This is a genomic window from Kitasatospora sp. NPDC086801 (assembly GCF_044745805.1).
Classification (GTDB): Bacteria; Actinomycetota; Actinomycetes; order Streptomycetales; family Streptomycetaceae; genus Kitasatospora.
This window is the reverse complement of the sequence record NZ_JBIVAX010000033.1, coordinates 66,087-85,746: the sequence shown is the minus strand read 5'-3', so window position 1 is coordinate 85,746 and position 19,660 is coordinate 66,087. Positions and strand designations below refer to the sequence as shown.

Here is a 19,660-nt window from a genome sequence, read left to right as displayed (position 1 = left end):
GGCCGACCGGCCCTCCCCGCCGGCCCGGGGGGGGCCCGGCGCCGCGCCCGCGGCCCCCCCGGCCCCGCCCGCGGGGGGCGGGCTCGGGGCGGGCCGCCGGGGGGGGGGGGCCCCCCCCCGCCGGGGGGGGGGGCCCCCACGCCTCACCCCTGCGGCTTCGACGACATCCAGTGGAAGAGCCCCATCGCGACGCTGGTGGCCAGGTTGAAGCTGGACACCCCCGGCTGCATCGGCACCGAGACCAGGTGGTCCGCCCGCTCCTTGAGTTCCGCCGAGACGCCGTGCCGCTCGGTGCCGAAGGCGAGCAGCGCGTCGTCCGGGAACGGCAGCGTCCGGATGTCCGCGCCCTCCGGGTCCAGCACGTACAGCGGCCCGGCGGGCAGCTCCGGCAGGGCCAGCCGCTCCACCGCGGTGGCGAAGTGCAGGCCGGCGCTGCCGCGCAGCACGGTCGGGTGCCAGGGGTCCAGATCGCCGGTGGTCACCACCCCGGTGGCGCCGAAGCCGGCCGCCAGCCGGATCACCGCCCCGACGTTGCCCAGGTTGCGCGGGTTCTCCAGCAGCACGACCGGCGCCGGGCGCGGCCGCCGGGCCAGCGCCGCCAGGTTCGCCGCGACGGACGGCCGGGCGGCCAGGGCGACCACCCCGGTCGGGTGCAGCCGGGGCGCCAGCGTCCGCAGCCGCTCCTCGGGCAGTTCCACCGCCAGTGCGTCCAGCGCCGGTGCGACGTCCGGTGCCAGTTCCCCGGCCAGGGCCAGCAGCGCCGCCCGGTCGGCGGTCAGCACCCGCCGGACGTCCCCGCCGAAGCGCAGTGCGTGCTTCAGCGGGTGGAACCCGTCCAGCAGGACGGCCCCCGGCTCCCGTTCCGCCGCCCGCCACGCCCGCAGCACCTCGTCGTCCATGGCGTTCACTCTGCCACCCCGTCCGAAACCGCCCCGCCCGGAGCCACCCCGCCCACGACCACCCCGCCCGGAGCCACCCCGCCCGGGTCGGGCTCGCCGGGGCGCCCGGCGGCGGCGATCACCTCGTCGAAGCCGAGCGGCCGGCCGGTCGGGCCGCCCGGATCGGCGGCCAGCCCGGCGAGCGCGAGGTCCAGGTGCCGGTGGACCAGCGAGCCGTCCGCGTCGAGCGCGGCCAGCGCGCCCGGCAGCGGGCGGGACACCCGGACGCAGAGCAGCACCAGGTCGCCCATCCCCACGTCGGCCCGCAGCCGCCCGGCGTCCCGGGCGGCGCGCAACAGCGCCTCGACCGCGGTGACGGTGCCCCGGCGGACGGCGACCAGGTCCTGGTCCACCACCAGCCGCTCCAGCAGCACCACGATCGCCGCGCCCATCCGCAGGTCGGCGGCGGCGTGCACGAAGCGGCGCAGCGCCCGGTACGGGTCGGCCTCGTCGCGGCGGGCCTGTTCGGCGGCCTCGGTGAGCCGGGCCAGCAGGTCGGTGACCAGGGCGCGGACCAGGGCCTCCCGGTCGGGGAAGCGCCGGTAGAGGGTGGCCGGGCCGACGCCGGCCCGCCGGACCACGGCGTCCAGCGGGGCGTCCGGCCCCCGCTCCAGGAACACCTCGCAGGCGGCGTCCAGGATCCTGCGCCGGCTGCGTTCCGCGTCGGCCCTCATCGGCAACTCCCTAACCGGAGAAATTCTCTCCCCCTATGCTAGCGTCAGCGAAGCGGAGAAAATCTCTCCGTATCGTTGAGGAGCCGAGGAGTGACGCCGTGACCACCACCGCGCTCACCGTCCACACCGACATCGACGGCACCGGCCACCCGCGCGAGGCCGTCCTCGCCTGGGAGCTCGACCGCGCCCGTACCGCCCTGCGCCTGCTCAAGCAGCGCCTCGGCGACGACCGGATGCGCGAACTGCTCACCCCCGACACCACCGCCGCCGACACCGCCCTGGCCGCCTGGGCCCACGCCTCCGGCGGCCGGTGGCGCACCGCCGTCACCGAGATCACCGCCCCCGGCATCGACGCCGCGCGTTTCCTCACCTGGTGGCAGGGCCGCCTGCACGCCCCCGACCGGGAGGCCCTGCTCGCCGCCAACCCCGAGCACTACCTGGCCGACTCCACCGGCGAACGGGTCGAGATCATCGAGACCCTCGGCGTCGGCCCGGCCCGCTTCTTCCTTCGCTTCCACGACGACGTCCCGATCGCCGGGCCCGGCCACCAGGCCTTCCCGGTCCGCATCGGCGGCACCGGCACCCTCGCCGACGGCACCGAGGTGCTGCGGGTGATGCACGAGTTCGCCGACACCCCGGACGGCCTGCGGATCCGCCTCACCGTCCAGTTCCCCGAGGCCGCGCCCGCCGCCCTCGGCACCGGCCACCAGTGGCACTTCGCCTGCGAGTTCGCCAACTGGCTGGAGGCCGCCGCCCGCGCCGCCTGACGCCCCGGCGCCGCCTCCCGGGGGGCGGCGCCTACGGCGCCCCCCGCACGTCCTCCCGCCCCCGCAACGCCCGCTCCAGGTCCTTCAGCGCCTGCCCCAGCAGCCGCGTCCCCGCCCGCACCACGTCCCGCTGCACCCCCGCCGGCGCCTGCGCCAGCCGTTCCTCCAGCCGCGCCTGCGCCTCCCGCACGCCGCCGAACTCCACCGGCTGCCCGGTGAGCAGCGCCGCCGCCGCGAGCGCGGTGGCCAGCCGCAGCTCCTCCGCGTACTCCGCCGTCCCCGGCACCGGGTCGGCGTCGGCGGCCGGCAGGTGCGCCTCCAGCAGGACGGCGACCCGCCCGAGGTGCCCGACGGCCGCCCGGGCCCGGTCGACCTGGCGCCGGGACACCCCGGGCAGCCCGGAGGCGTGCCGGCCGGGTTCGGCGTCGGCGCGCTGCATGGCCTGGAGCAGTTCCGAGCGGGCCTCCCGGGAGTCCAGCAGCGCGGCCCGCACCGCCCGCCCGCGCGGCGCGGCCGGGTCCTCGTAGCCGGCGATCACCGCGGCCGCGTACCGCCCGGCGGCGGCGAGCCACTCGGCCAGCCGCTCCCCGAGCCTGGCGGTCTGCCAGGTCGGGAACAGCGCGTACGTCACCAGCGCCACCGACCCGCCGAGCAGCGTGAGCCCGACCCGTTCGAAGGCCGTCGTGAGCGGGTTCCCGGCCTGGAGCCCGAGCAGGAACACCACGTACGTCGAGATGCCGACCGTCGTCAGCGCGTACCCGGTCCGGAACGCGAGGTACGACCCGCCGATGCACAGCACGGCCAGCGCGGCCAGCACCCACTGCCCGGGGTGGGTGAGCTGCACCACCAGCGTCGAGACGGCGACCCCGACGACCGTCCCGGCCAGCCGGGCGACACCCCGGCTGTAGGTCTGGGCGAAGTCCGGCCGCATCACCATCGCGGCGGTCATCGGCGCCCAGTAGCCGTGGTGGAACCCGACCAACCGGGCCAGCAGGTAGGCAACGGTGACCACCCCGGCGAGCCGGACGGCGTGCTGGAAGATCGCCGAGCGCGGCCGCAGCTGCCGACGCACCGTCCGCAGCGCGACCGGCAGCATCCGGAGGATCGACGGCCGGTGCAGCGCCCCGCCCGCGCCGACCACGGGCGTGGTGATGGTGTCCGCGTCACCCCGCTCCAGCGTGTCCGCGGCCTTCCGCAGCAGCCCGCCCAGCCGCCGGGCCGAACGCCGGGCCGCCCCCTGCAACCGCGGTCCCTCGTCCGGCGGGACCAGGGTGAGCGTGGGCGCCGAGCGGGGGAGCCGCACGGGGTCGCCGGTGCGGACGGCCCGGGCCAGGGCGTCCATGACCTCGGCGGCGGCCGCCAGCACCTCGCGGGCCCGGTCGCGTTCGGGCCCCTCCTCCGGGGCGCCCACCTTGGGGTCGGCGAGCGCGGCCAGGGTGGGCCGGATGCGCTCGGCGAGGCCGCGCAGGCCGCGCAGTTCGGCCGGCCGGTGGCGGTCCTGCCAGGGGGTCAGGGCGGCGGCGTACCGGGCCGTCATGAACGGCGCCGGATCGACGTGCGCGGTCGGATCCTGCCTCAACCGGCGTGCGTAGTCGGCGAGTTCAGCGTAGGTGTCGGCGAGGGCGTCCCGCTGGGCGCTCCAGCTCCCGATCGGCCACAGGGTGATGACGACGGCTTGGACGACCCCACCGAGCGCGGCGACCAGTCCGTGTCCGAGCGCGGCGGCCGCGCTGACCGGCAGCTGGACGACGATCAGCATCACCGAGACGGTGTTGGTCGCGACCACCCCGGCGGTCGGCCCGATCGCCCAGGCGAGCCCGGCGCCGAAGGCCCACACCGCGAGCAGCACCGGGAACAGCCCGGGGACCCCGGCCGCCAGGTAGCCGAGGAAGGTGCTGATCCCGAGCCCGGCCCCGGCCGCGACGGCGAGGCTGGCCCGGGGCCGGAAGCTGCGCTGGAAGGTGGCCGTGCCGGCGATGAAGGCGCCCATCGCGGCCGAGGTGGCGAGCGCGACCCCGCCGAGCGCGAGGGTGGGGAAGAGCACCAGGGCCACCGCGACGGCCCCGCGCAGGGCCCGCTTGGGATCGGTGAGCGCCCGGTCGAGGGTGAGTCCGGTCCGCGCGGTGTCGCGAAGGGCGGCGAACCAGGACATACGGGTCAGCCTAGGCGACCGGCTTCCGTGACCGCCGGATCCGCCGCAGCCGCGCCGCAGCCCAGAGCAGCGCGCCGGTCGGCAGGAACACCGCGTCCGCCGCGATCATCGCGAGCGAGAACACCGGCAGCCCGAGCAGCAGCGCGATCCCCAGGTGCTCGGCCAGCAGCACGGCCAGCAGCACGTTCTTGACCCGCCGGTTGAGCAGCGTGAACGGGAACGCGACCTGCACGATCACCGTGCCGTACGAGATCAGGAAGACCGGCAGCAGCGCCGAGCCGACCAGCCCGGACAACCACGGCCAGGGCGTGAAGTAGTCCAGGTGCAGCGGGTAGTACAGCGCGGTGCCGTCCTGCCAGCGCGAGCCCTGCACCTTGTACCAGCCGGCCGTCGCGTAGACCAGCACCACCTCGACGGCGATCACCAGCATCGCGCAGTTGTGCACCATGTTCGCCAGCGCGTCGAGCACCGCGCGCGGTTCGCCGCCCGGCCGCAGCCGCCCGAGCGTCCACCAGAGCCCGGCCACCGCCCAGAGCCCCCAGAACAGCGGCGCCCAGCCGGCGTACGGGAAGGTCCGGGCCGTCCAGGTGAGGCTCTCACCGGAGAAGCCGCCGAACTGGCAGACCGCCAGGACGGCGCCGAGCAGCCCCCAGAGCACCACCCCGGCCCGCCCGGGCCGGGCCCGCCGGGCGTCCAGCGACCAGACCTCGGCGCAGCGGGTGAAGACCAGGTAGACCGCCATCAGGTGGACGACGTTGTCGCCGCCGTCGCCGAGGAAGACGTTGCGGTTCTGCAGCGACAGCACGGTGACCAGGAACAGCACCGCGCTCGCCCTGGTCCGCCAGCCCAGCACCACCGCGACGGCGGCCAGCACCGCCAGGTGGTAGACCAGCTCGAACCAGGGCCGCCCGCCGAACCAGGGCAGCACGGTGAGCGCCCCGTTGTCGGTCAGCAGCCGCTCGGCCAGGTCCGTCGACCAGGGCGACCGGTCCCCGTACAGCACCCGCCGGTTGGGCCACTCGCGCAGCAGGTAGGCGAGCCAGACCAGCCCGAAGCCGATCCGCACCACGGCCGCCTGGTGGCGGCCCAGCACCCGGCCGGTGAAGGCGGCCATCGCCCGGGCCGCCAGGTCGGCCGGGCCGGGCCCGCGCGGCGCCGGATCGGGGGCGGGCCCGGGGCCGTCGGCGGGCAGCTGCCCGGCCTGGCGCGGAATGCCCTCCAACCGCCGTTGCTCGGCCGACTGCGAGACCTCCGGCGACACCTCGCTCACCCGAGCCCCCGGTAGTCCTCGTCGTCCACCGGCCACCAGGGCAGCTCCCGCACCTTCGGCGCCGGCGGCGCGGCCTCCCCGCTCCAGGACGGCGGCGGGACGGTCACCGCGGTGGCCCGGAACTCGATCTCCAGGATCCGCTCGCCCGCCACCTCCCGGCCGATCCGCTGCAGGGCGATCCGCTTGAGGTACTGCTCGGCGAGCCGGCCGCGGGTGTTGGTCAGCCCCTCGTCCTGCGGGTTGTGCGAGCCGTCGTAGAAGTCCCAGGCCCGGCGCAGCAGGTTCTGGTCGACGTGGCTGGGGGCGGGGTTGCCCCGGATCGCGGCGACGTCCCGCGCGGTCAGCCCGGTCCAGTCGCGGGTGCGGGTGGTGCCGTCGTCGGCGGCGGTGCGCACCCGGGCGTCCAGGCCGACGTTCTGCTGCAGCGGGTTGGGCGCGAACAGCCGCCAGTTCTGCTCGAACTCCGGGTACACCAGGCCGTCGACCTCGTCCCGGTACTGCCGGGACAGCGAGTTGGCCGGCGCGACGTGCAGGAACACCGCCGCGAGGAAGAGCCCGGTGCCGACCACCAGCACCGCCGCGACCAGGCCGAGCACGAGCTGCGCGGGCGTCGACCAGACCCGTCCGGCGGCCGGGCGGTCCGTCGTCTCCGTCATGGCCTCCCCGGCCCGGTCGGCGCGCCGCCCGGGTCCCGTCCCGGCGCGGTCGCGCGCCCATCCTGCCCTACCGGGCGAACACCGGGACGCCGGGCCGGACTACAGGACCACAGGGCCGCGGAACTACAGGACTACAGGACTACAGGACGAAGGCGTCCTGGCCGGTGCTGCTCACCATCGGACGGCCCGCGCCCTCCCAGGCGTACATGCCGCCGTCCACGTTCACCGCGTCCCGGCCCTGCTGCACCAGGTACTGGACGACCTGCGCGGAGCGGCCGCCGACCCGGCAGAGCACGTACAGCTTCCCGTCCGGCAGCTCGCCGATCCGGGCGATCACCTCGCCGAGCGGGACGTGCAGCGCACCGTCCACGTGGCCGGCGTCCCACTCGTCCTGCTCGCGCACGTCCAGCAGGGCTGCGTCGGCGGGCACTGCGGCGGCGGTGGTGGAGGGGATCTGCGCGAACATCGTGTGGCTCTCCTGGGGGTGGGTCGGGTCAGTGCCATTGTCGCCCACCGGCGGCCGGTGGCCGTCGCCCGCCGCGGCCGGGGCGCCGAGCAGCCGCTCCAGTTCGGCCTGCTGGGCGGCGGCCTTGGCGAGCAGTTCCTCGGCGAGCTGCTCCAGCAGCCGGTCCGGGTCCTGCGGGGCCAGCGCGAGCAACTGGCCCATCGGGGTCTGTTCCAGCCGGACCTGCTCGGTGGCGGTCTCGGCGATCTTGGCGGTCAGCCACTCCAGCCGGCGGCGCAGCCACTCCAGCCGGTCGGGGGAGTCGGCGCCGGGCGCGGCCTCGGGCGCGGTGGACCACTCGGCGGACAGGCCCTCCAGCGCGGCGGCGTCACCGAGCGCGTAGGCCTCGTTCACCCGGGCCAGGAACGCGGCCCGGCGCTGCTGCTCGGCCGGGTCGGTGCTGAGGTCGGGGTGGGCCCGGCGGACCAGCTCGCGGTAGATCCGCTGGGCGTCCCGCCCGGGGCGCACCCGGGCCGGCGCGGCGGGCGGCGGCGGGGCCGCCTCCTGCTCCCGGACGGAGTCGAACAGCGCGTCCAGGTCGGGCAGTTCGTCGACCTGCCGGCGGGCCTCGGCGGCCCGGCGAAGGTCCTCGGGGTGCCCGGTCCGGGCCGCGACGGCCTCGGCGACCAGCGCCTCCAGCTCGTCCAGCCGGGCGTAGAGCGGGCCGAGCAGCTGATGGTGGATCAGCGCGAAGTTGTCGATCTCGACCCGCAGCGTCTGCACGTCGACGTCCATGCTGAGCCAGGCGAGTTCGGCGGCGGCGACCCGCTCCTCCAGCTCCTGCTGCTGCGGGTCCGTCCAGCGGACGGGGCTCTGCGCGGTCACTTCTCGCCTCTGTCTCGTCCGGCCGGCTGCGTCCTGCGGACCCGCCTCGCGGGGTGGCCCGGCCTGCCACCCTACCCTCGCGCGCGAAAGCCCCGCCCGGGTGAACGGGGAGTGCGAACCGGCGCGCGCCACACGACACACAACCGATCCTGAGGAATCTCCCCGTTTCGCTATCACGCCCGGGCCGGTCCGTGCTTCGCTAGGGCGTGTCTGATGATTCGCGTCGGATCAGCGTGCGGCGTCAGGCACCCGGTGGGAACCGTTCAGACACGCCCTCAAGCCCGGCACGATCCACAAGACACGCCCCGGGTATCCGCGCAGCGTGCCTTCCTCCGGAGAGACGGCCGCCTCCAGGCGCGGCGGCCAGGCGGGAGCAGACCGAATCCATGGTGGCCGAGTCCAACTCCACACCGCGTCCGGCGGGCGCCGAGGCCGTGCCGGGTGACCACCCGACCGGCGTGGCCGCCCTGGTCCGGCTCGCCCTCGTCCTGGTCGACCGGACCGGACGGATCGCCCAGTGGAGCCGGGCCGCCGAGGAACTGTTCGGGCACCGCGCCGAGGTCGCCCACGACCGGCCGGCCAGCGGACTGCTGCCCGCCGTGGAGCCGCTCGCCATTCCCGGCCCGACCACCGGGCCCGTCGTGCGCCGCCGCCGCGACGCCCTGGACACCCTGGCCGCGCTGACCGCCGACGGACGCCCCTGGGCCGGCCAGATGGCCGTCACCGACCGCGAGGAGCACCTGCGCGACGTGCTCTGGTGGGCCTGGCCGCTGCCCGACCCGTTCGGCGGCCTGCTCGCCCTCGCCGCCGACGCCCGGCCGCTGCGCACCACCGGCCCGCGACTCGCGCTCGGCGAGCGGCTGCTGCCGTTCGCCGCCGCCCCGCCCTCCCGGGGCGGCTTCCACCGGCTGGGCGCGGCCCTGACCCCGCCCGGCTGGCTGCGCGCCGGCCTCCTACCGGGCGACCGGCTGACCGGGCTGCTGCCGACCGGTTCGGCCGACCGCCGGGCGCTGCTGCTCGACGTGCTGGACCAGGCCGGTCTGCCCGCCCTGCGGCTGGACCCGGCCACCGTGCTGCCGGTCCTGCCCGCCGACCCGCAGGCCGCCGCCGCGCACGCCGCCGCCGGGCTCGGCCGCCGCTACCCGACCGCCCAGCAGCGCGCCGCCCGGGTCGGCCCGCCGCCGCAGCCCGAGCAGTCCGCGCCCGCGGCCCGGACCGTCCGGGGGCGGCCGCCAGGCCCGATGCCGGCCCAGCGCGAGGCCGCCGAGCGGTCCGCCGCCCAGCCGACCGGCACCCCGGCGGGCGTCCCCCCGACCGTCCCGTCCCCGACCCTCCCGTCCCTGGCCGTCCCGTCCCCGACCGGAGGAGGACCCGCCATCGAGCCGGCCGCCGTCGAACCGTCCGCCAACGGCCGTCCGGCCCGCCACGCCGAACAGGCCCCTTCAGCCCCCGCCGGCGCCGAGGGCTGCCGGTCCGGGCGGCTCAGCCCGTTCCTGACCAACGGGCAGGCCGGCGAGCAACTGGCCCTGCTGAACGAGGTCGGCGGCAAGGTCGGCACCACCCTGGACCTCGGCTTCACCGCGCACGAGCTCTGCCAGGTCCTGGTCCCCCGGGTCGCCGACTTCGCCTGCGTGGACCTGGTGGACGGGCTGATCTCCGACTCCGAGCTGCCGGCCGCCCGTCCGGACGACGACACCATGCTCCGCCGGGTCGCCCTGGTCTACAACGAGACCGGCGGCGCCTGGGACCACGTGCTGTCCGAGGGCTCGCTGGTCAGCATGCCGCGCCACACCCCGCCGGGGATGGCCCTGCAGCTGAACCAGCCGGTCCTGGTCCCGGTGATCAACGCGGACGTCGCGGTCGACTACGCGATCGCGCTCGGCGCGGCCCGGCTGGCCCCGGTGGTCTCCGGCCGCTCGATGCTGGTGGTGCCGCTGTCCGCCCGGGGCACCGTGCTGGGCATCCTCAAACTGCTCCGGCTGCCGGACCGCGCCCCCTTCGACGAGAGCGACGCCGCCACGCTCAAGGAACTGGCCGTCCGGGCCGCGCTCTCCCTGGACAACGCCCGGCTGCACCGCGCCGAGGCCAGGGTGGCCACCACCCTCCAGCGCTCGATGATCCCGACCCGCCCGCCGCAGATCCCCGGCGTCCAGATCGCCCACCGCTACCTGCCGGGCGACCCGAAGGCCGAGGTCGGCGGCGACTGGTTCGACGCGATCCAGCTGCCCGGCAGCCGGGTCGCCCTGGTGGTCGGCGACGTGATGGGCCACGGCCTGCACTCGGCGGCCGCGATGGGCCGCTTCCGGACGGCCATGCAGACCCTCGCCGCGCTCGACCTGCCGCCCGGCCAGTTGCTGCGGCACCTGGACAACCTGGCCCACAAGCTCGGCGACGACCACCTCGCCACCTGCCTGTACGCGGTCTACGACCCGATCAACCGGACCTGCGAGCTGGCCAGCGCCGGCCACGTCCCGCCGGTGCTGGTGCACCCGGACGGCTCCGGCGAACTACTGGAGATCCCGGCCGGCGCCCCGATCGGGGTCGGCGGGGTGCCGTTCGTCGCCAAGACCATCGACGTCTCGGACGGCTCGATGCTGGTGCTGTGCACCGACGGCCTGGTCGAGGTCCGGGGCGGTGACATAGGAGCCGGCCTGGCCGCGCTCTGCGGCAATCTGATCGATCCGCGGCAGAGCCCCGAGCAGGCCTGCGACGTGGTGCTCAAGCGGCTGCACTCGGACGACCGGAAGGACGACGTCGCCCTGCTGGTGGCCCGCTTCGACGGGGTCGCCCCGTCCGAGGTGGCCACCTGGGACCTCAGGGTGGACCACCGCGAGGTGCGCCGGGCCCGCTCACTGGTCCGCGAGCAGCTGGCGAACTGGCACCTGGAGGCGCTCAGCGACATCACCGAGCTGCTGGTCAGCGAGCTGGTCACGAACGCCGTCCGGGTGGCCCGGGACCGCGTCCAGCTCCAGCTGATCCGGGTGGACAAGCTGCTGGTCGAGGTCAGCGACGACAACCACAACCTGCCGTCACTGGAACCGGCCGAGCAGTTGGGCGAGACCGGCCGCGGCCTCACCCTGGTGACCAAGCTCGCCGAACGCTGGGGCACCGCCCGCAAGGCGGTCGGCAAGGTCGTCTGGTTCGAACTCCCCTTGCCGCACGCCTGACGGCCGGCTGCCCGACGACCGTCGGACGGCGGGTCCGTCAGGGGATGAGCGCACCCGCCGGGCGCCGGCGGGCGTCCACCGCGACCTCCCGCGAGGCGACCGCGGCCACCGAGGTGGCGGCCCCGACCCCGGCCAGCACCCGCGGCCAGAAGTCCCCGAACACCTCGGCCGAGACGGCGAGCAGCAGCGCGGTGATCACCGCGACCACGTGCTCCAGACCGGCCAGGTTCGGCAGCACGACCGCCTCACCGACCATCATGACCACCACCAGGCCGGCGGTGAACCAGGCCCGGCAGCGGAACGCGACGCAGATCGCCAGCGCCACCACCGCGGCCGACGGCCCGGTGTCCCGCACGTAGGCGACCCACTTCGGGAAGCCGAACAGGTGACCCGGGCCGAGCGCCACGCCGATCCGGGCGAACAGCGTGCCCGCCAGGGTGCAGGTGTAGGCCACCACCAGGGTCATCCGCCGGCCGAGCACGATCTCGGCGATGCCGAAGACCACGAACACCTGGGCCAGCGCGCCCCAGACCGGCAGGTCCAGCGCCGGCACGTACAGCGAGAGCGGGGTCCGCAGCAGCGAGACGTCCAGCGGCAGCGCCGCCTTCACCACCCCGATGCGGTTGACGAAGTGCTCACCGCCCGGCAGGTGCTGGGTGATGCTGAACAGCAGGATCAGAAACGTCGCCGCCGTGGCCATCGGAACGGCGGCGAACTTCCTGCGCACCGCCGCGTCCCGCACCGTCGCGTACAACGTCCCCCACTCGGCGACAGCGGCCGATCTGGCTAGTGCCAGCGGCCCCTTTCGCACGCCCCCCGCGTGGGTCCTGTCCATCACAACCGTTACTCCCGAATCCCCGAACTTTCTGAGCTACTCCCACATTAGAAGCCTCTTAACAAATCCACATCGGCATAGATGCGGATCAGGGTCATCCTCTGGGGGGAGGGATATCCCCGACGTCACCCCCATTCGACCGTCCGGTCCCCTCCGCCCCCCGGCGGAGGGCTACCCCTTCCCGTCCTGCGCCGCGATCGGGCGCCGGGGCGCCACCACGGCGGCCCCGGCGTGCCGGCGGCGGAACAGGGCGGGCAGGCTCGGCGCGACGATGAAGCCCTCGGCCCGCGCGCTGGCGATGCCGATCCGCGGGATCTCACTGCTCTTCTCGAAAAGCAGGTAGCGGGGCTCCCAGATCGGCCGGTACTTGGCGTTCGCGCGGTACAGCGACTCGATCTGCCACCAGCGCGAGAAGAAGCCCAGGACGGAGCGCCACAGCCGCAGCACCGGTCCGGCACCGAGCCGCGAACCGCGCTCGAAGACCGAGCGGAACATCGCGAAGTTCAGCGACACCCGCTTCAGCCCGACCTCCTCGGCGCGCTGCAGCAGCTCGATGACCATGAACTCCATCAGGCCGTTCTCGGTGTCCCGGGCCCGGCGCATCAGGTCCAGCGAGAGCCCGTCCGGGCCCCACGGGACGAAGCTCAGCAGCGCCTTGAGCTCGCCGTCGCCGTCGTGGCACTCCAGCATCACGCAGCGGCCGTCGCCCGGGTCGCCGAGCCGGCCGAGCGCCATCGAGAAGCCGCGTTCGGTCGCCCCGTCGCGCCACTGGTCGGCCTTGGCCACCAGTTCGGCCATCTCGCACTCGGGGATGTCCTCGTGCCGGCGGATCCGCACCGTGTACCCGGCCCGCTTGACCCGGTTGTACGCCTGGCGGACCACCCGCATCGCCCGGCCGTCCAGCGAGAACTCGTCCAGTTCGACGATCGCCTCGTCGCCCAGCTCCAGCGCGTCCAGCCCGTGCCGGGCGTAGATCACCCCGGCCTCCTCGGAGGCGCCCATCACGGCCGGCGCCCAGGCGTGCTCGCGGGCCTCGGACAGCCAGGCCTCGATCGCGCCCGGCCAGGCCTCCGGGTCGCCGATCGGGTCGCCCGAGGCGAGCGAGACCCCGCCGATCACCCGGTAGGTCACCGCCGCCTTGCCGCTGGGGGAGAAGACCACCGCCTTGTCCCGGCGCAGCGCGAAGTAGCCGAGCGAGTCCCGCTCGCCCTGCTTGTCCAGCAGCGAGCGCAGCTTCGCCTCGTCCTCGGGGTTCAGCAGTTCCTTGCCGCGCGGGCTGCGGAAGGCCACGTACAGCACCAGCAGGAAGAGCACCGCGCCCATCGCGTTGATCGCCGCGTTGACCCAGGTCGGCGAGGAGATGACCGAGCGCAGGTGCTCCGAGGGGTTGATCGTGATCATCCGGCCGACGGAGAAGCGGAAGAGGTCCCAGAAGCCCGCCCCGCTCAGCCCGTTGGTCAGCCAGACCAGCAGCGCGCCGACCGCACCGCCGAACAGCAGCCCGCCGACGAAGGTGGCCGCCGCGGTCTTCGGGTTGGAGCGGTCGCCCTTGGACGTGAAGTCCTTCCGCCCGATGATCAGCGCCAGGACGAACAGGCAGGTCAGCACGGTGGAGATGTAGTTGAGCGGGTGGTCCTTGAACCGCTCGCCGGGCAGCACCATGGCCAGCAGGTACAGCATCGCGAACATGCTGGCCAGGGCCGCGTTGAAGATCCAGGCGGCCCGCTTGCGCCGCCGCATCGCGATGGCCAGGAAGACCGCCAGCACCGCGCTGGCCAGGCCCGAGGTCATCAGGTACGGGGTGAAGTACTCACCCTCGTTGTGCTCGCTGACCTGGTTCCCCCACGGCACCAGCAGCACCGTCGCCACGTTCAGCAACGCCAGCAGCCGGAGGTACCAGACGGAGACGGCGGCGGCCCGTGGGCGCCAGCGGTCGAGCACGCCGACGGGCCGGGGCCCGGTGGACGTGGCGGAAGGCTCCGACTTCACAGTGGACGACACAGCTCAATTCCAAACGATCAGATGGTGGGGCGCATCCGCACACGGCCCGGCGACGGGCGCCCGCACGGGCCCGACGGACTGACCGGCGGCCCCTCACCTCGACCGGGCGCCCACTGAATGGAGCAGGCCGACAAAGGGCAGCCGACTCCATGGTTCCCCACTCGGCCTGAGAATTGCGTGAACCGGGTAGCGGATTCCGACCCCCGCCATGTGGCGGGGGTGCGGACCGCCATCCGTTCGGCGCCCCACCCCGGCTACCCCTACCCTCGAAACGACCCGCGCGGACCGCCCGATCCCGGCCGCCAGAACCGAGGAGGCACCATCACCGACACCCGCGTGCTGATCGTGGACGACGAGATCCTGGTCCGCTCCGGCCTCGGCCTCATCGTCGGCTCCGCCCCCGACCTGGAGGTCGTCGGCGACTGCTCCGGCGGCCAGGCCGAGGAGCACGTCCAGCGCCTGCGCCCGCACGTGGTGCTGCTCGACATCCGGATGCCGGACCTCGACGGCATCTCGGTGCTGCGCCGGCTGCGCGCCCTGCCGGACCCGCCCGCCGTGGCGATGCTCACCACCTTCGACAGCGACGAGTACATCGGCACCGCACTGCGGGCCGGCGCCGCCGGCTTCCTGCTCAAGGACACCGCCCCCGAGCAGTTGGTCCACGCCGTCCGGGTGCTCGCGGCCGGCGGCAACATCCTGTCCCCGACCGTCACCCGCACCGTGATCGGCGGTTACGTGGACGGCGGCGGCCCGGACGCCGAGGCCAGCGCGCTCGCCCGCTCCCTCACCGGCCGGGAGCTCGACGTGCTGGCCCTGCTCGGCGAGGGCCTGTCCAACGCCGAGATCGCCGACCGGCTCTTCCTCGGCACCGGCACCGTCAAGGACCACATCAGCGCGATCCTCGGCAAGCTCGGCGCGGCCAACCGGGTCCAGGCGGCGGTGCTCGCCCACCGGGCCGGGCTGGTCCGGCCGAAACCCGGCGACGGGGCATGACGACCACCGACGAGCTGCCGTCCAGACGGCTCCCGGCCTGGTGCACCGCCCCCTGGCTGATGCTGCTGCTGCCCGCCCTCTACTCCCTCCTGGACGCCGCCCTGGTGGCCCGGAACTCCCCGTGGTGGCAGGTCGCGCTCTCCGCGCTGGCCGCCGTCGCGCTGCTCTGGCGCCGTCGCTTCCCGGTGGCGGTGCTGCTGCTCACCATGCCCGGCAGCTACATCGACGACATCTGGCTGGCCCCGATCACCGCCGTCTACACGGTGGCCGCCGAGCGCCCCCGGCCGCGGGTCGTCATCCCCTGCGCGGCCCTGTTCACGCTGGTCGAGTTCTTCCACTGGCCGTTGTCCGAGCAGACCCTCGAACTCAGCCGGGACACCGCGCTCTACGCCATCCAGTCGGTGATGCTGGCCGCCGGCCCGGCCGCCACCGGGCTGCTCGCCCGCACCCGGCGGGAGCTGGCCGCCCGGCTCGACGAGCTGACCCGCGGCCAGGAGCGGGAGAGCCGGCTGCTCGCCGAGCGGGTGCTGATCAGCGAGCGCGGCCGGCTCGCCCGGGAGATGCACGACGTGGTCTCGCACCAGGTCAGCCTGATCAGCATCCAGGCCGGCGCGCTCCAGGTGAGCACCACCGACCCGACCGCCGCGACCACCGCCCGCACCATCCGCGAACTGGCCGTCCGCACCCTCGAAGAGCTGCGCCAGATGGTCGGGGTGCTGCGCAGCACCGCCGGCCCGCGCCCGGACGCCCCGCTCGCCCCGCAGCCCCGGCTGGCCGACCTGCCCCGGCTGATCGCGGAGAGCGGGCTGGCCGCCGACACCGAACTGAACCCCGGTGACCGCCCGTGGCCGGAGGCCGTCGAGCGGGCCGCCTACCGCACCGTCCAGGAGGCGCTCACCAACATCACCAAGTACGCCCCGGAGGCGGCCGTGCACGTGAGGATCCGGGCGAAGGGGCGCCGGCTGCGGGTCGAGGTGCGCAACGACGCGCCGCCGGTCCACCCGGACGAGACCCTGCCGGGCGGCGGCCACGGCCTGGTCGGCCTGCGCGAGCGCGCCCAGTTGCTGGGCGGCTCGCTCACCGCCGGGCCCACCCAGGACGGCGGCTTCGAGGTCCGCGCCGAACTGCCCGCCACCCGTTCCTGACCGGGGCAACGAGAAAGCCCCGCAGATCCGTAGATCTGCGGGGCTTCACTGTGCGCGAGGGGGGAGTTGAACCCCCACGCCCTTTCGGGCACTGGAACCTGAATCCAGCGCGTCTGCCTATTCCGCCACCCGCGCATGGGTGTCGTCTTCGTTGCCGACCGATCTTCCGAACCGCTCGGTACCATATGGTCTTCGCGTTTCCTCTGGACCGGCCTCCCTGGTGGGCGGCCCTTCCGACGTGGAAAACAGTAGCACGACCCGGGGGGCGGCTCCGAATCCGTTCTTCGGCGGGACGAAGCACATCCGAACGGATGCGCGACGAACGGGTGAGCGACGGATGGGAGCCCACCCGGGCGGGCACATCTGGCGTGCCGTACCCGGTATGCGTCACCCTGTGTGTCCGAGCCCACCCCCGGGCACCACGCTGTCCGGGAACCGTACGGAAGGGCCCGGCGTGGATACGATCAGTACGGAAGTACCGCAAGTAGGCACGACCGACTCCCGGGTGGGATCCGGTCGGCAGGCAGGCGAACGAACCCTGGAAGGGGGTGCCCCATGGGAGTGCTGAAGAAGTTCGAGCAGCGACTTGAGGGTCTCGTCAACGGCACCTTCGCCAAGGTGTTCAAGTCCGAGGTCCAGCCCGTGGAGATCGCCGGTGCGCTGCAGCGCGAGTGCGACAACAACGCGAGCATCTGGAACCGCGACCGCACCGTCGTGCCGAACGACTTCATCGTCGAGCTGAGCCCGCACGACCACGAGCGGCTCAGCCCCTACTCCGGGCAGCTGGGCGCCGAGCTGGCCGGCATGGTCCGCGAGTACGCGGAGGCCCAGCGGTACAGCTTCATGGGACCGCTCCAGGTGAACCTGGAGAAGGCCGACGACCTGGACACCGGCCTGTACCGGGTGCGCAGCCGCACCCTGGCGGCCGAGGAGCCCCAGCAGTACACCCCGCAGCAGCCCGGCTACGACCGCCAGCCGGCCGCCCCGGCCCCCGGCGCACCGTGGCAGCAGACCGGCGCCGGCCAGTACGGCGCGCCCCCGCCGCCGGCCGCGCCCCCGGCAGTGCCCCCGGGCCCGCCCGCGACGTCCGGCGGCAACGTCCGCGCCTTCCCCGGCGCCGGCCACGGCGCCTCGGTCCGCCGCTGGATCGAGGTGAACGGCGCCCGCCACCAGATCACCGGCGCGGCCTGCGTGCTCGGCCGCTCGACCGAGGCGGACGTGCGGATCGACGACCCCGGGGTCTCCCGCAAGCACGCCGAGATCCGCCCCGGCACCCCTTCGATGGTTCTCGACCTGGGATCCACCAACGGCATCGTGGTGGACGGACAGCACACCCAGCGCGCTACGCTCCGCGACGGCTCCCGCATCGTCGTGGGCTCCACCACCATCGTCTACCGACAGGTCGAAGGGTAGTGTCCGAGTTGTTCGCGCGCCTCGCTCACCGACAGGCGGGCCGGCCATGTCAGAACTGACCCTCACGGTCATGCGGCTGGGCTTCCTGGCCGTGCTGTGGCTGTTCGTCATCGTCGCGATCCAGGTGATCCGCAGCGACCTGTTCGGGACCAAGGTGAACCCCCGCCCCTCCCGTCGCGGCGCCAACGCCGCCCCGGGCGGTGCCGCCGCCACCCCGGCCGCCGGACGCGCCGCACCGGCCCCGGCCGCCGGCCCCCCGGCGGGCCAGACCCAGGGCGGCGGCCGCCGTCGCGGCGCCCCGACCCAGCTCGTGGTGGTGCAGGGCTCGCTGGCCGGCACCACCGTCGCGCTCCAGGGCCAGACCATCACCCTGGGCCGCGCGCACGACTCCACCATCGTGCTGGACGACGACTACGCGTCCTCCCGGCATGCCAGGATCTATCCGGATCAGACTGGGCAGTGGACGGTCGAGGATCTAGGCTCCACCAACGGCACCTATCTGGACCGGCAGCGCCTGACCGCGCCCACTCCGCTCCAGCCGGGCATGCCGATCCGTATCGGCAGGACCGTCATCGAACTGCGGAAGTAGTAGCGCATGAGGGACAGCATCCCGTCCATGACCCAGAGGGGGGCACAGGTCGCATGACCCTGGTGCTGCGCTTCGCCGCCGGCTCCCACAAGGGACTGATCCGGGAGGGGAACGAGGACTCCGGCTACGCCGGGCCGCGGCTGCTGGCCGTGGCCGACGGCATGGGCGGCGCCGCGGCCGGCGAGGTCGCGTCCTCCGAGGTGCTCGGCTCGATCGTCCGACTGGACGAGGACGTGCCGGGCGCCGACCTGCTGACCCTGCTGGGCGATGCCGTCCAGGGCGCCAACGACCGGCTCCGGCAGATGGTCGAGGAGGACCCGCAGCTGGAGGGCATGGGCTGCACGCTGACCGCCATGCTCTGGACCGGCCAGCGGATGGGCATGGTGCACGTCGGCGACTCCCGGGCCTACCTGCTGCGCGACGGCTCGCTGGTGCAGATCACCCAGGACCACACCTGGGTGCAGCGCCTGGTCGACGAGGGCCGGATCACGCCGGAGGAGGCCGAGACCCACCCGCAGCGCTCGCTGCTGATGCGGGCGCTCGACGGCCGCGGCCAGGTCGAGCCCGACCTGTCGATCCGCGAGGTCCGCGCCGGCGACCGCTACCTGATCTGCTCCGACGGCCTCTCCGGCCCGGTCAGCCACCAGACCCTCCAGGACACCCTCGGCAGCTACTACTCGCCCGAACAGACCGTGCAGGAGCTGATCCAGCTCGCGCTGCGCGGCGGCGGTCCGGACAACATCACCTGCATCGTGGCGGACGTCATCGACGTCGGCGCCACGGACACCATGAGCGGCCAGTTCAACGACGTCCCGGTGGTGGTCGGCGCGGTCGCCGACACCCCGCCGTCCTCGGCCGCCGCGGACCGCTCGATCGCCGACACCCCGGCCGGCCGCGCCGCCGGCCTCGGCCGCGCCCCGCAGGGCGCCTTCGGCCCGGCCGAGGGCTACGGCGCCGCCCAGGGCGGCTTCGGCCCCGCCGAGGGCTACGAGGGCGAGTACGGCTACGGCTACGGCGAGCCCTCGGTGTACGGCGCCGAGGAGTTCGACGAGGAGCCGCCCGCGAAGCGCAAGCGCAAGGGCCTCGCCGTCTCGGTGGCCGTCCTGGTCACCCTCGGCCTGCTCGGCGGCGCCGGGTTCTTCGGCTACCAGTGGACCCAGGACCAGTACTACGTCGCCAAGCAGGGCGACCACGTCGCGGTCTACCAGGGCATCAACCAGAACCTGGCCGGTCTGAGCCTGTCCTCGGTGCACACCGCGTACAAGGACGTCGAGCTCAAGTACCTGCCGCAGGACCAGGCCGAGCACCTCAACAAGACCATCTCGGCCGACAGCCTGGGCGCCGCCACCGCGACCGTCCAGGAGCTCGACGGCTGGGTCAAGCTCTGCAAGAAGGTCGCCGACGCCCGGGCCAACCCGGCCGCCCAGGGCACCCAGACGACGCAGGCCACCCACGCCGCGTTCCTGGCCGCCACGCCCACCCCGGGCGAGAAGACCCGCGCTCCGGCGGCCCCCAGCACCACGCCCTCGCCCGCCCCGACCACGCCCGCCCCGAGCACGCCCGCCCCCGCACCGAACGCCACCGCGCCGAACGCCGGCTCGCCGGGCGACCTGTCCGGGCTGACCGAGGAGGAGCGCAGCCGGGCCGACTCCTGCCCGAAGCAGTGACCTCCGTGATCCGACATAGGCCCGCCCCGAGCGGGGCAGCCGGCCGTCAGGGAGCGGTCACCA

The 19,660-nt window shown here is 74.6% G+C and carries 15 protein-coding genes and 1 tRNA gene; 7 read left to right on the top strand and 9 right to left on the bottom strand.

Going from position 1 to position 19,660, the window contains the following annotated elements; genetic code table 11:
• Positions 1–143: 143 nt before the first annotated feature.
• Both ACIPLC_RS28140 and ACIPLC_RS28135 read right to left on the bottom strand, forming a co-directional pair.
• A complete protein-coding gene (locus tag ACIPLC_RS28140) occupies positions 144–899 on the bottom strand; it encodes a TrmH family RNA methyltransferase (protein WP_400475804.1) in 756 nt (251 codons plus the stop codon).
• Positions 900–904: 5 nt separating this feature from the next.
• Positions 905–1,612 (bottom strand): TetR family transcriptional regulator, encoded by a 708-nt coding sequence (locus tag ACIPLC_RS28135; RefSeq protein WP_400475803.1) that lies wholly within the window; start codon positions 1,610–1,612, stop codon positions 905–907.
• A 98-nt stretch (positions 1,613–1,710) separates the two neighbouring features.
• Between ACIPLC_RS28135 and ACIPLC_RS28130 the strand changes: the two genes are divergently transcribed.
• Positions 1,711–2,379 carry a hypothetical protein gene (locus ACIPLC_RS28130; protein ID WP_400475802.1) on the top strand — a complete coding sequence of 223 codons (669 nt, stop codon included), beginning with the start codon at positions 1,711–1,713 and terminating at the stop codon, positions 2,377–2,379.
• A 31-nt stretch (positions 2,380–2,410) separates the two neighbouring features.
• Here ACIPLC_RS28130 and ACIPLC_RS28125 read toward each other — a convergent pair whose 3' ends face one another.
• From ACIPLC_RS28125 to ACIPLC_RS28110, 4 genes are all read right to left on the bottom strand, one after another.
• Positions 2,411–4,531, bottom strand: coding sequence for an FUSC family protein (locus ACIPLC_RS28125; protein WP_400475801.1), 2,121 nt, complete (start codon positions 4,529–4,531; stop codon positions 2,411–2,413).
• 10 nt (positions 4,532–4,541) lie between these two features.
• Positions 4,542–5,645: an HTTM domain-containing protein gene (locus tag ACIPLC_RS28120; RefSeq protein WP_400475813.1), complete on the bottom strand. Its 1,104-nt coding sequence runs from the start codon at positions 5,643–5,645 to the stop codon at positions 4,542–4,544.
• Positions 5,646–5,797: 152 nt separating this feature from the next.
• Complete coding sequence (locus ACIPLC_RS28115) at positions 5,798–6,457, bottom strand: DUF5819 family protein (protein ID WP_400475800.1); 660 nt, start codon at positions 6,455–6,457, stop codon at positions 5,798–5,800.
• 139 nt (positions 6,458–6,596) lie between these two features.
• The gene (locus ACIPLC_RS28110) at positions 6,597–7,787 is read right to left on the bottom strand and encodes a rhodanese-like domain-containing protein (RefSeq protein WP_400475799.1); all 1,191 of its coding nucleotides are present in this window, start codon (positions 7,785–7,787) and stop codon (positions 6,597–6,599) included.
• A gap of 386 nt (positions 7,788–8,173) precedes the next feature.
• Between ACIPLC_RS28110 and ACIPLC_RS28105 the strand changes: the two genes are divergently transcribed.
• Positions 8,174–10,954 (top strand): SpoIIE family protein phosphatase, encoded by a 2,781-nt coding sequence (locus ACIPLC_RS28105; RefSeq protein WP_400475798.1) that lies wholly within the window; start codon positions 8,174–8,176, stop codon positions 10,952–10,954.
• A 37-nt stretch (positions 10,955–10,991) separates the two neighbouring features.
• Here ACIPLC_RS28105 and ACIPLC_RS28100 read toward each other — a convergent pair whose 3' ends face one another.
• Complete coding sequence (locus ACIPLC_RS28100) at positions 10,992–11,681, bottom strand: hypothetical protein (RefSeq protein WP_400475797.1); 690 nt, start codon at positions 11,679–11,681, stop codon at positions 10,992–10,994.
• Positions 11,682–11,960: 279 nt separating this feature from the next.
• Complete coding sequence (locus ACIPLC_RS28095; RefSeq protein WP_400475796.1) at positions 11,961–13,790, bottom strand: phosphatidylglycerol lysyltransferase domain-containing protein; 1,830 nt, start codon at positions 13,788–13,790, stop codon at positions 11,961–11,963.
• Between the two features lie 342 nt (positions 13,791–14,132).
• Here ACIPLC_RS28095 and ACIPLC_RS28090 point away from each other — a divergent pair, with 342 nt between their 5' ends.
• Positions 14,133–14,783 (top strand): response regulator, encoded by a 651-nt coding sequence (locus ACIPLC_RS28090; protein WP_400475812.1) that lies wholly within the window; start codon positions 14,133–14,135, stop codon positions 14,781–14,783.
• On the top strand, positions 14,780–15,928 hold the full coding sequence (locus tag ACIPLC_RS28085; protein WP_400475795.1) for a sensor histidine kinase: 1,149 nt from the start codon (positions 14,780–14,782) through the stop codon (positions 15,926–15,928). The genes ACIPLC_RS28090 and ACIPLC_RS28085 overlap by 4 nt, the downstream gene beginning before the upstream one ends.
• 51 nt (positions 15,929–15,979) lie before the next feature.
• Here ACIPLC_RS28085 and ACIPLC_RS28080 read toward each other — a convergent pair.
• Positions 15,980–16,063, bottom strand: a tRNA-Leu gene (locus ACIPLC_RS28080).
• Positions 16,064–16,483: 420 nt separating this feature from the next.
• Here ACIPLC_RS28080 and ACIPLC_RS28075 point away from each other — a divergent pair.
• From ACIPLC_RS28075 to ACIPLC_RS28065, 3 genes are read left to right on the top strand one after another with little or no spacing between them, the layout of a single operon-like run.
• Positions 16,484–17,341, top strand: a complete 858-nt coding sequence (locus ACIPLC_RS28075) for an FhaA domain-containing protein (protein WP_400475794.1) — start codon at positions 16,484–16,486, stop codon at positions 17,339–17,341.
• A 46-nt stretch (positions 17,342–17,387) separates the two neighbouring features.
• The gene (locus tag ACIPLC_RS28070; protein WP_400475793.1) at positions 17,388–17,930 is read left to right on the top strand and encodes an FHA domain-containing protein; all 543 of its coding nucleotides are present in this window, start codon (positions 17,388–17,390) and stop codon (positions 17,928–17,930) included.
• A gap of 53 nt (positions 17,931–17,983) precedes the next feature.
• Positions 17,984–19,597, top strand: coding sequence for a PP2C family protein-serine/threonine phosphatase (locus tag ACIPLC_RS28065; protein ID WP_400475792.1), 1,614 nt, complete (start codon positions 17,984–17,986; stop codon positions 19,595–19,597).
• Positions 19,598–19,660: the final 63 nt, after the last annotated feature.

Excerpts from the sequence above, each read along its gene's own strand:
- ACIPLC_RS28140 (WP_400475804.1), bottom strand. The coding sequence starts at position 899 with ATGGACGACGAGGTGCTGCGGGCGTGGCGGGCGGCGGAACGGGAGCCG.
- ACIPLC_RS28135 (WP_400475803.1), bottom strand. The coding sequence starts at position 1,612 with ATGAGGGCCGACGCGGAACGCAGCCGGCGCAGGATCCTGGACGCCGCC.
- ACIPLC_RS28125 (WP_400475801.1), bottom strand. The coding sequence starts at position 4,531 with ATGTCCTGGTTCGCCGCCCTTCGCGACACCGCGCGGACCGGACTCACC.
- ACIPLC_RS28120 (WP_400475813.1), bottom strand. The coding sequence starts at position 5,645 with ATGGCCGCCTTCACCGGCCGGGTGCTGGGCCGCCACCAGGCGGCCGTG.
- ACIPLC_RS28115 (WP_400475800.1), bottom strand. The coding sequence starts at position 6,457 with ATGACGGAGACGACGGACCGCCCGGCCGCCGGACGGGTCTGGTCGACG.
- ACIPLC_RS28105 (WP_400475798.1), top strand. The coding sequence starts at position 8,174 with ATGGTGGCCGAGTCCAACTCCACACCGCGTCCGGCGGGCGCCGAGGCC.
- ACIPLC_RS28085 (WP_400475795.1), top strand. The coding sequence starts at position 14,780 with ATGACGACCACCGACGAGCTGCCGTCCAGACGGCTCCCGGCCTGGTGC.
- ACIPLC_RS28075 (WP_400475794.1), top strand. The coding sequence starts at position 16,484 with ATGGGAGTGCTGAAGAAGTTCGAGCAGCGACTTGAGGGTCTCGTCAAC.
- ACIPLC_RS28070 (WP_400475793.1), top strand. The coding sequence starts at position 17,388 with ATGTCAGAACTGACCCTCACGGTCATGCGGCTGGGCTTCCTGGCCGTG.
- ACIPLC_RS28065 (WP_400475792.1), top strand. The coding sequence starts at position 17,984 with ATGACCCTGGTGCTGCGCTTCGCCGCCGGCTCCCACAAGGGACTGATC.